Genomic DNA, 15,635 nt, shown 5'->3' with positions numbered 1-15,635 from the left:
TGTCTCGACCAGCTTGGCAAGGCATCGCGTGGCCCGCAGGAGCCAGTCGATGAGCGGCGCGCGGGCAAAGAAATGGCGAGCTGGTGGGCTCGCCTTGGCGATCACTATTGCAAAGCTTGTCGTTGAAATGAATCCGGCAATCTGCAAGATTGGCGAGAGCTTTCAGGCAGATTGATCAATCCAATGAGCAATATGACGAAAAACGCCGATGCGGCCTTGTTGAACCTGTTGCGCGCCAACGCCCGCGAGTCGATTTCCGAGCTGGCGCGCAAGCTGGGGGTGTCCCGCTCCACGGTGCAGAGCCGTATCGAGCGGCTGGAGCAGCAGGGCATCATCAGCGGCTATTCGATCAAGGTGTCGGACAGCTACGCCCAGTCGCTGGTGCGCGCCCACGTGCTGGTGACGGCGCTGCCCAAGCTGTCGCACCAGGTGGTGCAGGCGCTGGAGAAGATCATCGAGGTGAAGACACTGCACTCGGTGAGCGGCAACTTCGACATGATCGTGATCGTCGAGGCGCTGTCGATCCGCGACCTGGACGCCGTGCTGGACCGCATCGGCGCGCTGGACGGGGTGGAGCGGACGATGTCGTCGATCATTCTGTCGACGCGCATCGATCGGTGAGAAGGGTGCCTTCCCGGTAGCGGCGAGTACCACGCCGGCCAGGCCGGCGTGGGGCGGGTTCGCGAGCAAGCTCGCTCCTACGAAGAGTACGCCGAGGCTGACTGTAGGAGCGAGCTTGCTCGCGAACCGCCCAGCGCCGATGGCCTCTGTAATGGGCCACGCCCGCAATCAGCCCAGGTCTTCTTCCAGCGCCAGCAGCTCTTCCACGCGCTGGCGGCGGCGGATCAGCTTGGCTTCGGTGCCTTCCAGCAGCACTTCGGCGATCAGCGGACGGCTGTTGTAGTTCGACGACATGGACGCGCCATACGCGCCGGTGTCCTCGATCAGCAGCAGGTCGCCAACCTGAGCGCGGGGCAGGGCACGGGGGATGACCACGCCGCCGTCACCCTGGGTGAACACGTCGCCGGACTCGCACAGCGGGCCGGCCACTACCGTGTCGATCACCTCGCGGCTGGCCACGTCGCCGGCCAGTACGCGGATGCCGTGGTAGCTGCCGTACATGGACGGGCGCATCAGCTCGTTGAAGCCGGCGTCCACCAGCACGAAGTGGTTGCGGCCGGCGTCCTTGGTGGCGCGCACTTCGCTGAGCAGGCAGCCGGACTGGGCGACCAGGTATCGGCCCGGTTCGATCTCCAGGTGCAGCTTGTGGCCGACCACGGCTTCGGCGGCCTTGCGCGCCTTGTCCCACAGCTGGAAGTAATGCGCGGTGTCCACTTCCGGGTCGCCGGCGCGGTAAGGGATGGACAGGCCGCCGCCGGCGGAAATGCCCGACAGGTCGTGGCCGGCGTCCTTCACCTGCTGTACCAGGCCGAGCATGGCTTCGCCGACCTGGGCCAGGTGACCGTAGTCGACGCCCGAGCCGATGTGCATGTGCAGGCCGACCAGGCGCAGGCCGCGTTCGCGGATCACGTCCAGGGCGGCGCGCAGGTCGCTGTGCCAGATGCCGTGCTTGGAGTGCTCGCCGCCGGTGTTGGTCTTGTTGCTGTGGCCGTGGCCGAAACCGGGGTTGATGCGCAGCCACACCGGGTGGCCGGGAGCGACTTCGCCCAGCTGGCGGAGCATGTCGATGGAGCCGGCGTTCACCGGGATGCCGTGCTCGACCACGGTTTCCAGGGTGGTGCGGTCCAGCAGGTCGGCGGTGAAGACGATCTCGGATTCATCCTCGCGGCACGAGTAGCCAGCGGCCAGGGCGCGCAGCAGTTCGCCCTGGGAAACGGCGTCGACCTTCACGCCCTGTTCGCGCATCAGGCGCAGGATGTGCAGGTTGGAGCAGGCCTTTTGGGCGAAGCGGATGATGTCGAAGCTCTTCAGACGCTCGATCTGACTGCGGATGGTGGCGGCGTCGTAGATCCACAGCGGGGTGCCGAATTGCAGGGCGAGCTGTTCGGCGCGGGGCAGGGCGAGGAAAGTCATGAATGGGCTCCGAAGATAGATGGCGCTAGTCTACCGGGCCTTTGTCTGGCTGAATAATGCCGCTTGTTATTTGGTCAATTCATTTTTGATATAGGGTGCAGCCTACGCCGGCTTCGCGCAGGCGCTGTACCAGCACGCCAGCTTCTGCCTGAAGTGCCGCGACGAAGCGCTCGCGCAGTGGCGTAGCGGGGCGGTACAGCGGCTTCGCCACGCTGACCTGGAACGGCAGCGAGAACGCCAGCGGCCGCAGCTGGATGCCCTGGCCCTGGAACATCAGGGCGGTGATCGGGTTGACCACGGCAAGGCCTAACCCGGCGCGGACCATGCTGCAAACCGAGACGGCGCTGTGGGTTTCCACCTGCATCTGCCGCTGCACGCCGGCGCCGAGGAACACCGCGTCGATCAGGTGCCGATAGCGGTCGCTGGTGGCGAGGCTGACGAAGGGCTGGCCGGCGAAATCCGCCGCTTCCAGGCACTCGCGGGCCAGCAGCGGGTGGCTATCCGGGAGAATGCACACCTCGTCCACCGCCAGCAGCGGCTGCAGCTCGGTGCCACGCGGGGCGTCGTCGTTCTCGATCAGGCCGATGTCGTGGTGCTGGGCGCTGAGGGCCTCTTCCAGATGCGGCGACTCCAGCGCCGCCACTTCCAGGCTGATGGCCGGGTTTTCCCGGCTGAAGCGCTTGCAGGCTTCCGGCAGCAGCGCCTGGGAGAGCGCCGGCAGGCAGCCGATGGAGAACTTGCCCTCGGCGAACTGCCCCAGGCTGCCGGCGAAGGCGACGATACGGTCCAGCCCGGTGAAGGAGCGCTCCACTTCCTCGAACAGCATCAACGCCCGCGCCGTCGGCGCCAGCCGCCCGCGCTCGCGCAGGAACAGCTCGAAGCCGACCAGTTGCTCCAGCCGAGCCAGTTCGCGGCTGACGGTGGGCTGGCTGGTATGCAGAAACGCCGCCGCGCGGGTGACGCTGCCGGTAGTCATGACCGCGCGGAAGACTTCGATGTGGCGGAGGGTGATCATGCTCTGGGCCGGAGGAAGGAATGGCGGCAGCGTAAGGCGTCCGCGCGGTCTCGGCAAATCGGCCGGGGTTGTGTAGTGTCGGGCCGTCATTGAAAGGAGCGGCAAGGCTGATGGAAGGCGAACAATCAATGCCCGGTGAACCCGGGCTCGCGCGTCTGGCGTTCTGGGTCCTGGCGGGCGCTGTGCTGGCCCTGGCAATCGGCGCGGCGGGCATGGCGCTGGCGATGTACCTGGTGCTGGGCAGCGATGTCGGGGCGCTGAGCGACTATGGCCGGCTCCACGCCATCTTCGTTCCCGCCGTCCTGTGCGGCGCATTGTTTGCACTGGGGCAGATATTCTGGCTGATGCTCCGCGGTCGTCGCGCCCGCGTGGTGCTGGTAGTGCTCTACACGCCTTTCGCGCTGCTCATCTGGGTCGGCTTCACCGGGCCGTACCTGTTCTCGCTGTCGGTGGCCGAGTTGGTCATCTACCTGCTGGGAGGGTGAACGGGCGTTCTACGATGGGGTTCCGAGCAAGTTCGCTCCTACCGAGGGGCTCACTCCAACCGACGTGCGTAGGAGCGGACTTCGTCCGCGATGTCTTGCCGGTCGCTCCATTGATAATTCTGGCGCGCTGCTCAACCGATCGCGGACGGAGTCCGCTCCTACGCAATATTCAGACAGCGGGAGCGAGCTTGCACGCGAATCGCCTGACGCGGATCAAGCCGAGAGCTGATGGGTATCGCTTCGCTCCACGCCATCCTACGAAACTGCATTCCTGTGAGATTGGTTTCGCAGGCTCAGTGGAAATCCCGGCTCCGTACATCCAGCCCCTCCAGCAACCCGCTCAAATCCGTCAACCGCCCGGCGATCACATGGCGCACGCCGTCCTTGGCTTCCAGGGTGCCGTCCACCTGCATCAGGCGGGCGCTGAGGAAGGGGCGGCGCTGCTGTTCGGCAAGGTCGCGCCAGACGATCACGTTGATCATGCCGAATTCGTCTTCCAGCGTGACGAAGGTGACGCCGCTGGCGGTGCCCGGCCGTTGCCGACCGACCACCAGGCCGGCAACGCGCACCGGACGGTCGGCTTCCAGCGTGGTCAGTTCCCGCGAGCTGCGGCAGCGCCGAGCCTTGAGGGCGCCGCGCAGCAGGGTCAGGGGGTGCGGGCCGAGGGTGGTGCCCAGGGTCGCGTAGTCGGTCAGCAGGTCTTCGCCACGGCTGGGCAGCGGTAGGCTGACCTGGGCCTCCTCGGTGACCTGGCCGGCGAACAGCGGCAGTTGCGGCTCGACCCCGGCAATCGCCCAGCGCGCCTTGTGCCGATGGCCGGCGAGACCGCGCAGGGCGCCGGCGTCGGCCAGTTGCTCGCGGGCGCGGCCGTCGAGATGGGCGCGTAGGCAGAGGTCGGCGACGTCGGCGAAGGGCTGTTGCTCCCGTGCTTGAGCGATGGCATCGGCGACCTCTTCACGCAGCCCGCGCACCATGCGCAGGCCGAGGCGGATCGCCGGCTGTCGTTCGGCGATGGGTTCCAGGGTGCAGTCCCAGTGGCTGTGGCGCACGTCCACCGGGCGGATCTCCAGGCCGTGGCGGCGGGCGTCCTGCAGCAACTGGTCGGGGCTGTAGAAGCCCATGGGCCAGCTGTTGATCAGGGCGCAGGTGAAGGCCGCCGGCTCGTGGCATTTCAGCCAGCAGCTGGCGTAGGTGAGCAGGGCGAAGCTGGCGGCGTGGGATTCGGGGAAGCCGTAGCTGCCGAAGCCCTTGATCTGCTCGAAGATGCGGTCGATGTATTCCTGGGTGTATTTCTTCTTCAACATGCGCTCGGACAAACGCTGGCGATGGGGTTCCAGCCCACCGTGGCGCTTCCAGGCAGCCATGGAACGGCGTAACTGGTCTGCCTCGCCCGGTGTGTATTCGGCGGCAACCACCGCCAACTCCATCACTTGCTCCTGGAACAGCGGCACGCCCAGGGTGCGCTCGAAGACCGGAATCAGCTCGTCGTGCGGATACTCGACTGGTTCTTCCTTGTTCCGTCGACGCAGATAGGGATGGACCATGTCGCCCTGGATCGGACCGGGGCGGACGATGGCGACTTCGATCACCAGGTCATAAAACCTTTCGGGTTTGAGGCGCGGCAGCATGGCCATCTGTGCGCGGGACTCAATCTGGAACACCCCCACGGTGTCGGCCCGGCTGATCATCTCGTAGGTCTGCTTGCAGTCTTGCGGCAGCGTGGCGAGCGTCCAGAGCTTGCCGCGATAGTCGGCGATCAGGTTGAAGCAGCGGCGCAGGGCGCTGAGCATGCCGAGGGCGAGGACGTCGACCTTGAGCAGGCCGACGGCGTCGAGGTCATCCTTGTCCCACTGGATCAGGGTGCGCTCGGGCATCGCGGCGTTTTCCACCGGCACCAGGGTTTCCAGCGGCTGCTGGGAGATGACGAAGCCGCCGGGGTGCTGCGACAGGTGCCGGGGGAAACCGATCAGCTGGTCGGTCAGTGCCAGCACGCGGCGCAGGATGGGGTTGCGGGGATCGAAGCCCGCTTCCTCCAGTCGCTCGTTCGAGGGTGCTTCGCGGCTCCAGGCGCCGCAGCAGTCGGCCAGTGCGCCGACCTGGTCCGGCGGCAGCCCCAGCGCCTTGGCCACGTCGCGCACCGCGCCGGCGCCGCGGTAGGTGCTGGCCACGGCGGTGAGCGCCGCGCGGCTGCGGCCGTAGCGGCGGAACACGTACTGGATGACTTCCTCGCGGCGGTCGTGCTCGAAGTCGACATCGATGTCTGGCGGCTCGTTGCGTTCGCGGGAAATGAAACGCTCGAACAATAGTTTGGATGTGGACGGATCCAGCTCGGTGATGCCCAGGGCGAAGCAGACCACGGAGTTGGCTGCCGAGCCGCGTCCCTGGCAGAGGATGCTCTGGCTGCGGGCAAAGGCGACGATGTCGTGGACGGTGAGGAAGTAGCTGTCGTATTCCAGCTCGGCAATCAACCCTAATTCTTTCTCGACCTTCGCGCGATTGTCGCTACTGACTCCATTCGGCCAGCGCCGCTTGATGCCTTCCTCGGTCTTCTCCCGCAGCCAAGTGGAGGGCGTATGGCCTTCGGGCACCAGCTCGCGCGGGTACTGGTATTTCACATCCTCGCCCAGATCGAAGCTACAGCGCCCGGCAATCTTCAGCGTTTCCGCCAACAACTCGGCCGGATAGATCGCCGCCAGCGCTTCCTTCGGGCGCAAGTGGCGCTCGCCATTGGGATAGAGGTACTGGCCGGCCTCGTGCACCGGCAGGTGCTGGCGGATGGCGGTCATGCAGTCCTGCAGGGCGCGGCGGCCGCGGATGTGCATGTGCACGTCGCCGCAGGCCACGGCGGGAATCTCCAGGCGCGCGGCCTGTTCGCGCAGGCGATGCAGCTTGCCGGCGTCGTCCGGGCCCTTGTGCAGCTCGACGCCCAGCCACAGGCGCTCGGGGAAGCGTTCGCGCAGCCACAGGCCGTCATCGTCCTGGTCGTCTCGCGGCAGCCAGATCGCCAGCAGGTGGTCGAGGTTGCCGTCGAAGTCCGTGTGCACCAGACGGTAGCTGCCTTTCTCGGCGCGGCGCCGGGCGTGGGTGAGCAGGCGGCAGAGGTTTTCGTAGCCAGCGAGGTTCTCCGCCAGCAGCACCAGCTTCGGGCCCTGCTCGATGCTCAGTTCGCTGCCGGTGATCAGGGGAATCGCGGTTTCCTTCGAGGCCTGCCAGGCGCGGACGATGCCGGCCAGGCTGCATTCGTCGGTGATCGCCAGGGCGCGGTAGCCGAGCTTCTTCGCCCGCTCGAACAGCTCGGCCGCGCTGGAGGCGCCGCGCTGGAAACTGAAGTTGGACAGGCAGTGCAATTCGGCGTAGCCGGGGTCTTCATCCGGCGCGTTCATGCGAACCAGCCGTGCAGCAGCAACGGGCCGTCGTCGCCCACCGGGCGGAACACCCAGGCGCGCTGCCCGCTGCGGGTGCGCACCTGGTAGTAGTCGCGGCGGATGTCCTCGCCGTCCCACCAGCCGGACTCGATGCGTTCTGGGCCGGCGAGCAGGGTAGGGGCGAATTCGCGCAGCGGTTGCGGTTCTGCCAGCAGCCAGCCGGGGCGCGGGACCTCGGTAATGGACAGACGCGGTGTGGAGTTGCCTTGCCAGGCGCGCTCCGGGCGATGCTCGGCGAGGCCGCCGAGGCCGTGTACGGCGTCGTCGCCCAATCGCGCGCGCAGGCGTTCGCGCAATTGTTCCCAGGGCTGGGATTGCTGCGGGCGGTCGTCGAACAGCTCGCGGTGCTGCGGCACGAAGGGCGGCAAGTCGTCGGCGATGAGTCGCACGCTGTGTACCGGGGCGCGCAGTTGCAGTTGTTCCAGGCGGCCCCGGCTCAGCTCGAAGAGCATCGCCGCTTCGCGCTCGGCGCTGAGCAGGCCGACCGGCATCTGGGTGTCCGGGCCGTCGTGGTGCTCCAGGTGCAGGACGAAGCGCTGCACGCCGCTGTCGCGCCCGGCGAGGAAGGCGCCGAGGTCAGCGGTCAGGCGGCGCAGCGGGAAGAGCAGGGCCTGGGTGGATTCCACGTCGAAGTTCAGCTCGATGCGCGACTCGAAGCTGTCCGGTGGCCGGTAGAACTCCAGGGCCAGCGGGCGCTGGCCGAGCAGGGTGTCAACCTGGCGCAGTACCTGCGGCGGGAAGCGCCGGGCCAGGCTTTCGCGCGGCAGGGCGAGCAGTTGCTGCAGGCTGCGCAGGCCCATGCGGCCCAGCGAGGTGGCGGCGTCGCGCTCCAGGCCGAGGCGCTCCAGGGGCATCCTGCCCAGGTACTGGCGCAGTTGCGCGTTGTCGTGGATCGCCACGCCGTCGTGGCCATTGGCGAGGATGCGCGCGGCGGCCGGATTGGGCGCAGCGGTGATGCGGTGACGAAAACCCAGGGCGTTCAACTCCTCACGCAGGCGCGCCTCGAAGCGTGGCCAGGGGCCGAACAGTTGCAGGCTGGACTGTACTTCCATCAGCAGCGCACGCGGGTAGTGCTGGCTGACCTGCGAGCTGAAACCGTAGCCCCAGGCGGCCAGCAGGTCCTGCCAGCGCTGCACTTCGCGCAGGTCGTACTCGGCGGTTTCGAAATCGCGGCTCAGGGCCTGGGCGGCGGTGAGCGACTGGCCGGGCTTGAGCCCCAGCGCCCGTGCCGCCGGGTTCACCGCCTGCAGCACGCGGCGTTGCGCTGGTCCGGTGAGCAGTGCCAGGGCGGCGTCCGGTTCGGGACGGCCACGGAGCGTGCCGTCCATCGCCAGCTGAGGCAGGAGAATGCAGGCCCAGAGCATGGCGGCCTCAGTGCCAGGGCAACGGAATGGGCCGCGCCGGCGCCAGACCGCCACGGCACTTGAGTACGCGCAGCTGCGCCGGGGTGGCGTCCAGCGCCAGGCGCAACGCGGCGGGCGATGGGTTGAGCGCTTCGCGCTGCGAGCGGTAGGCGATGGCCAGGGTCTGCCCGGTCTCGGCAGCCACCTGCAGGCGGCGCAGGGCGCGGTCGTCGGCCTGCTGCGGCCAGCACAGCACGGCGCCGCAACTGCCCGAGCGCAGGCACTGCTCGGCGGCCCAGAGCGCATCGCGGCCGCTGGCTTGCACGATGGCTAGCTGGTCCAGCGCTACGCCGGCTGCTTGCCACGCGGCCGGGTAGGGCACGTGGGGCGGGGCGACCAGCACGATGCGTTCGCCGGCTGCGCTGAGCCGCGCGAGGGTTGGCCAGACCAGCTGAAGCTCGCCGACGCCTTCCTGGGCCAGGAGGATTTCACTGAGGGCGGCTTCCGGCCAGCCGCCAGTGGGCAGGGCCTGGTCCAGCACGGAGTGGCCGGTGGGCTGCTGGCTGGGTGGCAGGCCCTGGGGCTGGCCTTTCCAGACCTGGCGCTGGTGGAACAGGGTGTCGAGCGCAACCACGCTGCCCATTACGGCCTCCCGGCCGGCGAGCGGCGACGGTCATGCGCCCGGCAGGAGGGGCAGGGGAGGAGGATGGGTGGGTGTCGCATGGGATTGCTCGGAAATAACTGTATGTATATACAGTTTATCTGATGGGGTGATGCCGTCAATGGCGGTTGGTCTGACGGCCATTCGGACGCGACGGAGCCCTTCGATAGGTCGACTCCAGTATTTCTGTTCTCGTAGCAGCGGAGCTTCTCCGCGATCAGCCGGCAAAGCTGGCGCTGAGCGGGTTCGCGAGCAAGCTCGCTCCTACAGGTAAAGCCAGTGCACTCTTCGTAGGAGCGAGCTTGCTCGCGAACCGCACGGCACAAGGCCATTCCCCAAGTGAAAATCCGCGCAATGCGTTACAGCAGCAAAAAACCTTGCGGCTCTTTCGAGCGCGGCGGATCGGCAACGAACCTCAGCCGCTCCGGCTTCCACCACCCCGGCAACAACCGCCGCACCGCCGGCTGGTTGAATCGATCATCGAGCAGGTAGATCACCCCCGAATCCGTCGGCGTGCGGATCACCCGGCCGGCGGCCTGGACGACCTTCTGCAGGCCGGGGAACAGGTAGGTGTAGTCGTAGCCATCGCCGAACATGCCTTGCATGCGCTGCTTGATCTCCTCGTTGACCTCGTTCACCTGTGGCAGGCCCAGCGTGGCGATGAAGGCGCCGATCAGGCGGTCGCCCGGCAGGTCGATGCCCTCGCTGAAGGCGCCGCCGAGCACGGCGAAGCCGATGCCCTGCGAGTGCGGGGTGAAGCGGTCGAGGAAGGCCTGGCGCTCGATCTCGTTCATGCTGCGCGACTGCACCCAGCGCGGGATGTCCGGGTGCTCGGCGGCGAAGCGTTCCAGCGCCTGCTGCAGGTAGGCGTAGCTGCTGAAGAAGGCCAGGTAGTTGCCGGGGCGTGCGCGGAACTGCCGGGCCATCAGCGTGCTGATCGGCGACAGGCTGGCCTCGCGGTGCTGGTAGCGGGTGGACAGGTTGCTCAGCGCGTGGACTTCCAATTGCTCGGCGCGGAAGGGCGATTCCACTTCGCGCCAGGTGGTGCCTTCCGGCAGGCCGAGCAGGTCGGCGTAGTAATTGGCCGGGTTCAGTGTGGCGGAGAACAGCGTGGTGCTGTGGGCCGCCTCGAAGCGTGGTTCGAGGAAGGGCGCCGGCACCACGTTGCGCAGGCACAGGGTGGAGAGCGTGCGCTGGCCGCTGCCGTAGTGGCGGGTGATGTCGAACAGCGAGTGCGGTCCGTAGGCTTCGGCCAGCCGGCAGAACAGCATGGCGTCGAGGTAGAAGCGCAGCAGTTCGGCCTCGTTGCCGGTGGGCTGGTCGGTGAGGTGGTCGGTGATGGCGCTGACGGCTTTCTGCAGCGCGGCGATGAACAGGTCCGGCACCGTCGGGTAGATCTGGTAATCGACCTCCTGGTCGCGGTGCATCTGGTTCCAGTGCCGGCCGACGCGCTCCAGCACGCCCTTCAGCCCGGCCGGGGCGACCTTGCGCAGGGCGTTGAACTCGGACTGGTCCAGCTCGGCGCTGTACATGCCGCGGCCGCGCTCGATGAGGTTGTGCGCCTCGTCCACCAGCAGGGTGACCTTCCAGTCGTTGAGCACGGTAAGGCCGTAGAGCAGGGCGCTCATGTCGAAGTAGTAGTTGTAGTCGCCCACCACCACGTCGGCCCAGCGGCACAGTTCCTGGCTCAGGTAGTAGGGGCAGACCTGGTGCTGCAGCGCCACGTCGCGCAGTGCTTCCTGGGTTAGCCAGCGGTGCTTGAGCGCGGCCTCGCGGGCGGCGGGCAGGCGGTCGTAGAAACCCTTGGCCAAGGGACAGGAGTCGCCGTGGCAGGATTTGTCCGGGTGCTCGCAGGCCTTGTCGCGGGCGACGTGCTCCAGCACCCGCAGCGGCTGGGCGGCGTCCTGCTGGCGCAAGGTCGCCAGGGCATCTAGAGCCAGGCGCCGGCCCGGCGTCTTGGCGGTGAGGAAGAACAAGCGGTCCAGCTTCTGCCCTGGGAAGGCCTTGAGCTGCGGGAACAGGGTGCCGAGGGTCTTGCCGATGCCAGTGGTGGCCTGGGCCATCAGTGTCTGGCCGTCGCGGGCAGCGCGGTACACCGATTCGGCGAGCATACGCTGGCCCCGGCGGAAGTCTGGGTAGGGGAAGCGCAGCGCCTCCAGGCCCTGGTCGCGTTCGATGCGGTGGGCGCTTTCCTGCTCGGCCCATTTCACGAAGCGGCTGCATTGCAGCTCGAAGAAGGTGCGCAGGTCATCGGCGGCGAAGCGCTCGCGGAAGACCGTTTCCTTCTGGGTGATGACGTTGAAGTAGACGACGGCGAGATCGATGGCGTCGATCTCCAGTGTCTGGCACAGCAACCAGCCGTACACCTTCACCTGCGCCCAGTGCAGCAGCCGGTGGTTCTGCGGGATGCGCGCGACGTCGCCACGGTGGGTCTTGATCTCTTCCAGCAGGTTGGCGTCGGGGTCGTAGCCATCGGCGCGGCCGCTGACCACCAGCCCCGGATACTCCCCGCGCAGCGGCAGCTCGGCGATATAGCCCAGGCCCCGGCGCGAGACCACCGTGGCGTGCCCGGCCATGCCTTCCTGGGCAGTGGGCGCGGGGGTGAAGCGCAGGTCGAGGTCACCTTCCTTGGCGGTGAATTCGCACAGCGCGCGCACGGCGACGGCGTAGCTCATTGGCTTTCGTCCGCCTCGTCCTGCCAGCGCACATAGCAGACTTCCACCGGCATGCCGTGCTCGGCGCAGAAGGCCAGCCAGCGCTTCTGATTATCCTGCAGGCGGTCGCCGGGGCCTTTCACTTCGATCATTCGGTAGCGCGCCTCGCCGGGCCAGAACTGGATCAGGTCGGGCATGCCGGCGCGGTTGGCCTTCGGGTCGGCCAGCAGGCGCGCGAACCACAGCTTCAGGTGCGCCGCCGGCAGGCAGCGCAGGGCCTGTGTCAGCAGACTCTCGTCGAGCAGCTCCCAGTGCACGAAGGGCGAGAGGATGCCGTGCTTGGCGGCGTAAGTCTCACGGATCGCGGCCAGATAGGCGTCGCTGTCCAGCAGTGTCAGGCGCGCGGCGAAGGCCTCGGCGCGACGGCTGACGAAATCGCCGCGATACAGATCGCTCGGCCCGGCCTGGAAGGGGTGGAAGAAGGCGCCGGGCAGCGGGGCGAAGATCACGTCCCAACAGAGCAGGCCGAACAGGCTGCAGACCAGCGCGTTTTCCACGTAGTGCACTGGCGCCTCTTCCTCGTGGAGCACGGATTGCACGGCGAACTCGACGTTGACGTCGGGGCGCGGCAGTTCCAGGTCGATACGCAACGGCGGTACGGGCTTGGCCGCTTTTTCCTTCGGCAGGCCAAGCTGGCGGACCAGCCGAGTCAACGCACGCTCCACAAGCTGCAACTCGCTGTCGCTTTCCGGCGCGGCCAGCGCGGCCTGGGCCAGGGCATGCGCATCCTCGAAGCGCTGTAGACGTTCCAGCACGCGGATCTGCCGCTGCCGCGAGCCACCGGCGGCGGTGCGCTGATAGAGCGCCAGGGCGGCGTCCAGCTCGCCTTCACGCTCCAGCTGATAGGCCATGCGGTACAACAGGCGGCCGTGGCGGGCTTGCAGGTAGACGTTGTCGCTGCGGAAGTCGCCCAGTTCGGCCAGCAGATCGGCGATGGGCTCGCCGGTTTCGAAGCGGACGGCGCCGTTCCACAGGTGTATGTAGGCCTCCAGTTCGTCGCGGCGGCGGAAGGCGCGGGAATCGGGGGTGAAGGGGACGGTTTCGTAGCGGAAGATGCCGAGGTCGGCGAGGACGAATTCGGACCAGTCCTGCTGCAGATTGCCGAAGAACAGCAGGCGCAGGCGGTCGCACAGCGGCGTCGCCATGAGGGTATAGAGGCGGTCGAGGTCCGGGTACCAGCTGTCGAACGGCTGCACCTGCTGGTGATAGGCGTGCAGGTGCTCGTACAACTCGGCCTTCTTCAGCGAGCCGCGTGGCAGTTCGTCGCGGAAGCGCGCGAGCAGTTCGTCCTTGATCAGCAGTGGTAGCAGTTCGTCCAGCGTCAGCGGGTAGTCATCGCTCAGCCAGCCCAGCTCCAGCAGCGGCGCGGCGGCTTCGGGGATATCGCCGATCTCGACGTAGCTCAGCTTGCCGGCGCGAAAGTGCGGCCCCTTGCGCATGACCAGCCGCACCAACAGCGCCCGCGAGGGCAGCGGCAGCGCGCGGAAGTCCGCGATGAACCGGGCTTCCTCGGCGTCGAGCAGGTCGGCGTAGCGTTCGTCGATCCAGTCGAGGGCGCGGTGGAAGTTGGTCAGGTAGTAGAGGCTGGGGTCGAGCGGCGCGGACATCGGCGGGCACTGGTTTTACATACAGTGCCAAGGATGGCGCGATGGTGGCTTGGCCGCAAGGGTTATGGCGGCCTTTCATCGGGAGATGCCAGGCTTTTCTGTAGGAGCGAGGGGGACGCCCAGTCCTTGCTCGCGAACGCATTGCACCGGACTGATCCGGAGTCAGGCGGGGTTCGCGAGCAAGCTCGCTCCTACAGGGAAACCATGCCCGTCGTGGTTGGCGGATAACGCCGTAGGCGTTATCCGCCCTACGATCAATCCAGGCGGAATACCAGCGCCTTCAGGCCGCTGTCTTCCTCGATGTCGACGAATTCCGGCGGGTTCTCCAGGCGCTCGACGAAGCGCAGTTGCGGCGCCTCGGCGGCCATGCCCTGGAGCAGGAAGTCGACGCCAACGGCCGGATCGTTCACGCAGGCCAGTACGGTACAGCTGCCGTCCAGCAGTTCCGGCAGGCGGCGCAGGACGCGGGCGTAGTCCTTGTCGAGGACGAAGCTGCCTTTCTGGAAGCTCGGCGGGTCGATGATGATCAGGTCGTAGGGGCCGGATTTCTTCACCTTGCCCCAGGACTTGAACAGGTCGTGGTCGAGAAAGCTGACCTTCGACAGGTCGTGGCCGTTCAGGCGGTGGTTGTCGCGGCCACGGCTGAGCGCGGCGCGGGCCATGTCGAGGTTGACCACTTTCTGCGCGCCGCCGGCGATGGCCGCCACGGAGAAGCCGCAGGTGTAGGCGAACAGGTTGAGTACGCGCAGGCCGCTGGCGTTGGCCTGTACCCACTGGCGGCCGTAGCGCATGTCGAGGAACAGGCCGTTGTTCTGCTTGCGCCCCAGGTCTAGCTGGTAGCGCAGCCCGTGCTCGGTGATCTGCCAGCCATCGAATGCCTCGCCGTGGAGGACTTCCATCGTGCTTTCCAGGGTGTAGCGGTGCTGCAGCATCAGGCTGCGGGCGCCGGTGGCGCGCCAGGTTTCGCTTTGCGCCAGTTCGACCAGCATCGCCCTGAGTGCCGCCAGCTCGTCTTCGGCGGGCTCGCGGAACAGCGAAACCAGCAGCACACCTTCCAGCCAATCGGCAGTCACGTGCTCCAGCCCCGGCCAGCGCCGGCCGCGGCCGTGGAACAGGCGGCGGGTCTCCGCAGGGGCGGGGTTCAGGGCCGCAAGCAGTTGCTCGCGCAGGGTAGCGATGGCGTCGGTGTTCATGCTTCGGGTCTTTCTACACAGGCTGATTCGGCGGATCGGGGCGGCGATTCTACGCGCTCAGGCGCCATGGCGCTGCACCCGCAGTTTTTCCTCCGGGCGCGGGGCGACGAAGTAGCGGTTGAGCGCCTCGTAGCCGGCCGGGTCCAGCGGCGCAGCCAGTGGTGCGATGGCATGGCGCGCCAGCAGGCGGCTGCGGCATGTGGCCGGGTCGACGTCGAGGAAGTGCAGGCAATGCGCCGCGCCGGCCTGTTGCGCCAGGTCGATCAGCCAGCGGCGGTCGGCCAGGGTATTGGCGGGAATATCCAGCACCACACTGGTGCCGGCGCGCAGCAGGCCGACCACGTGCGGCCCCATCACCTTGCGCACGCGACGGGCGTAGAGCTGGTAGTCGTCGGGGCAGCTGATGCCCCAGGGGAACAGCTCGGCCAGCCACTGTTCCTCGGCCAGCATCACGGTGCCCGGTGCTTCGGCCAGCTCCCGCGCCAGGCAGGACTTGCCCGACGCCGCTTTGCCGCACAGCAGGTGCAATGTGCCTGTACTCATGTCGTGGCCTCCAGCAGGTCGGTGCCGTAGGAGTTGTCCACGGCGCAGCGCCAGGCGCCATCGGCCTCGCGGCGAAAGACATAGGTGGCGCGGCGAGTCAGCTTGCCGTGGCTGGTGTCGAGCAGGGTCTGCGCCACGACCAGAGCAGTGTCTCCGGTCTCGAGGATTTCCAGGCGGCCCTGGCGCACCCGCAGGTTGTGCCCGAAGTGCTCGGCGATGGCGACGAAGGCGCGGCGGATCTGTTCCTTGCCGCGCGCCAGCAGGCCGGGCTTGACCACCAGCAGCGCGTCTTCCGTATAGAAGTCGATCAGCGCGTCGAAATCCTCGCGGCCGATGGCCTCGTCGGCAGCCTGGATGAGCGCTTGCAGCGGGTGCTGCTCGGCGGAAAGTGCCTGGTCCATCAGTGTCTCCTCGATCGGGAGCCTCGGACGGCGGGCATTAAAAAACCCGCCGGGAGGCGGGTTTGGTTGTTCGCGGAATGCGCTAACCCACCATCGGAGCGATGGTGGTAATAATCTGCTGGAAGGTGCGGTTGGCGGCATTCATGGGTCAGAAGCTAGCAGAAGTTTCATACGTCGCGCCAGCGCTCTTTTTTGCTGGCGGCATGGCATGATC

13 protein-coding genes are annotated in these 15,635 nt (G+C 67.3%); 3 read left to right on the top strand and 10 right to left on the bottom strand.

Annotated features, from left to right (window positions below):
* Positions 1-49: 49 nt before the first annotated feature.
* Both G4G71_RS30060 and G4G71_RS17705 read left to right on the top strand, forming a co-directional pair.
* On the top strand, positions 50-175 hold the full coding sequence (locus G4G71_RS30060) for a hypothetical protein (protein ID WP_256204873.1): 126 nt from the start codon (positions 50-52) through the stop codon (positions 173-175).
* Positions 176-183: 8 nt separating this feature from the next.
* A complete protein-coding gene (locus G4G71_RS17705) occupies positions 184-621 on the top strand; it encodes an Lrp/AsnC family transcriptional regulator (RefSeq protein WP_196912978.1) in 438 nt (145 codons plus the stop codon).
* A gap of 168 nt (positions 622-789) precedes the next feature.
* Here the strand turns inward: G4G71_RS17705 and lysA are convergent, their stop codons facing one another.
* Positions 790-2,034 (bottom strand): diaminopimelate decarboxylase, encoded by a 1,245-nt coding sequence (lysA, locus tag G4G71_RS17700; protein ID WP_169939338.1) that lies wholly within the window; start codon positions 2,032-2,034, stop codon positions 790-792.
* A gap of 79 nt (positions 2,035-2,113) precedes the next feature.
* Complete coding sequence (locus G4G71_RS17695) at positions 2,114-3,049, bottom strand: LysR family transcriptional regulator (protein ID WP_169939337.1); 936 nt, start codon at positions 3,047-3,049, stop codon at positions 2,114-2,116.
* Between the two features lie 128 nt (positions 3,050-3,177).
* On the opposite strand from G4G71_RS17695, the gene G4G71_RS17690 reads away from it, so the two are divergent.
* The gene (locus G4G71_RS17690; RefSeq protein WP_169939336.1) at positions 3,178-3,534 is read left to right on the top strand and encodes a hypothetical protein; all 357 of its coding nucleotides are present in this window, start codon (positions 3,178-3,180) and stop codon (positions 3,532-3,534) included.
* A 293-nt stretch (positions 3,535-3,827) separates the two neighbouring features.
* On the opposite strand, the gene G4G71_RS17685 is transcribed toward G4G71_RS17690, so the two are convergent.
* The 8 genes from G4G71_RS17685 to G4G71_RS17650 all read right to left on the bottom strand — a co-directional run bounded on the left by G4G71_RS17685 (position 3,828) and on the right by G4G71_RS17650 (position 15,421).
* Positions 3,828-6,917: an error-prone DNA polymerase gene (locus G4G71_RS17685; protein ID WP_169939335.1), complete on the bottom strand. Its 3,090-nt coding sequence runs from the start codon at positions 6,915-6,917 to the stop codon at positions 3,828-3,830.
* A complete protein-coding gene (locus G4G71_RS17680; RefSeq protein WP_169939334.1) occupies positions 6,914-8,323 on the bottom strand; it encodes a Y-family DNA polymerase in 1,410 nt (469 codons plus the stop codon). The genes G4G71_RS17685 and G4G71_RS17680 overlap by 4 nt, the downstream gene beginning before the upstream one ends.
* 7 nt (positions 8,324-8,330) lie before the next feature.
* Positions 8,331-8,945 (bottom strand): translesion DNA synthesis-associated protein ImuA, encoded by a 615-nt coding sequence (imuA, locus tag G4G71_RS17675; protein ID WP_169939333.1) that lies wholly within the window; start codon positions 8,943-8,945, stop codon positions 8,331-8,333.
* A gap of 377 nt (positions 8,946-9,322) precedes the next feature.
* Entirely contained in the window at positions 9,323-11,638 is a 2,316-nt protein-coding gene (locus tag G4G71_RS17670) for an ATP-dependent DNA helicase (RefSeq protein WP_169939332.1), read from the bottom strand.
* Positions 11,635-13,284, bottom strand: coding sequence for a VRR-NUC domain-containing protein (locus tag G4G71_RS17665; protein WP_169939331.1), 1,650 nt, complete (start codon positions 13,282-13,284; stop codon positions 11,635-11,637). Before G4G71_RS17665 ends, G4G71_RS17670 begins: the two co-directional genes overlap by 4 nt.
* A 254-nt stretch (positions 13,285-13,538) precedes the next feature.
* A complete protein-coding gene (locus G4G71_RS17660) occupies positions 13,539-14,477 on the bottom strand; it encodes a class I SAM-dependent methyltransferase (protein WP_169939330.1) in 939 nt (312 codons plus the stop codon).
* A gap of 57 nt (positions 14,478-14,534) precedes the next feature.
* Positions 14,535-15,020, bottom strand: a complete 486-nt coding sequence (locus G4G71_RS17655; RefSeq protein ID WP_169939329.1) for a P-loop nucleotide/nucleoside kinase family protein — start codon at positions 15,018-15,020, stop codon at positions 14,535-14,537.
* Positions 15,017-15,421 carry a YybH family protein gene (locus G4G71_RS17650; protein ID WP_169939328.1) on the bottom strand — a complete coding sequence of 135 codons (405 nt, stop codon included), beginning with the start codon at positions 15,419-15,421 and terminating at the stop codon, positions 15,017-15,019. The genes G4G71_RS17655 and G4G71_RS17650 overlap by 4 nt, the downstream gene beginning before the upstream one ends.
* Positions 15,422-15,635: the final 214 nt, after the last annotated feature.

It is taken from the genome of Pseudomonas multiresinivorans, from assembly GCF_012971725.1.
Classification (GTDB): Bacteria; Pseudomonadota; Gammaproteobacteria; order Pseudomonadales; family Pseudomonadaceae; genus Pseudomonas; species Pseudomonas multiresinivorans.
Note: the sequence above shows the minus strand (reverse complement) of the source record. Positions and strands in the feature narration are given on the sequence as shown.

Bases quoted from the DNA above. Each gene is read 5' to 3' on its own strand.
- G4G71_RS17665 (WP_169939331.1), bottom strand. From the start codon at position 13,284: ATGTCCGCGCCGCTCGACCCCAGCCTCTACTACCTGACCAACTTCCAC.
- lysA (WP_169939338.1), bottom strand. From the start codon at position 2,034: ATGACTTTCCTCGCCCTGCCCCGCGCCGAACAGCTCGCCCTGCAATTC.
- G4G71_RS17685 (WP_169939335.1), bottom strand. From the start codon at position 6,917: ATGAACGCGCCGGATGAAGACCCCGGCTACGCCGAATTGCACTGCCTG.
- G4G71_RS17680 (WP_169939334.1), bottom strand. From the start codon at position 8,323: ATGCTCTGGGCCTGCATTCTCCTGCCTCAGCTGGCGATGGACGGCACG.
- G4G71_RS30060 (WP_256204873.1), top strand. From the start codon at position 50: ATGAGCGGCGCGCGGGCAAAGAAATGGCGAGCTGGTGGGCTCGCCTTG.
- G4G71_RS17690 (WP_169939336.1), top strand. From the start codon at position 3,178: ATGCCCGGTGAACCCGGGCTCGCGCGTCTGGCGTTCTGGGTCCTGGCG.
- G4G71_RS17660 (WP_169939330.1), bottom strand. From the start codon at position 14,477: ATGAACACCGACGCCATCGCTACCCTGCGCGAGCAACTGCTTGCGGCC.
- G4G71_RS17670 (WP_169939332.1), bottom strand. From the start codon at position 11,638: ATGAGCTACGCCGTCGCCGTGCGCGCGCTGTGCGAATTCACCGCCAAG.
- G4G71_RS17650 (WP_169939328.1), bottom strand. From the start codon at position 15,421: ATGGACCAGGCACTTTCCGCCGAGCAGCACCCGCTGCAAGCGCTCATC.
- G4G71_RS17695 (WP_169939337.1), bottom strand. From the start codon at position 3,049: ATGATCACCCTCCGCCACATCGAAGTCTTCCGCGCGGTCATGACTACC.
- imuA (WP_169939333.1), bottom strand. From the start codon at position 8,945: ATGGGCAGCGTGGTTGCGCTCGACACCCTGTTCCACCAGCGCCAGGTC.
- G4G71_RS17705 (WP_196912978.1), top strand. From the start codon at position 184: ATGAGCAATATGACGAAAAACGCCGATGCGGCCTTGTTGAACCTGTTG.
- G4G71_RS17655 (WP_169939329.1), bottom strand. From the start codon at position 15,020: ATGAGTACAGGCACATTGCACCTGCTGTGCGGCAAAGCGGCGTCGGGC.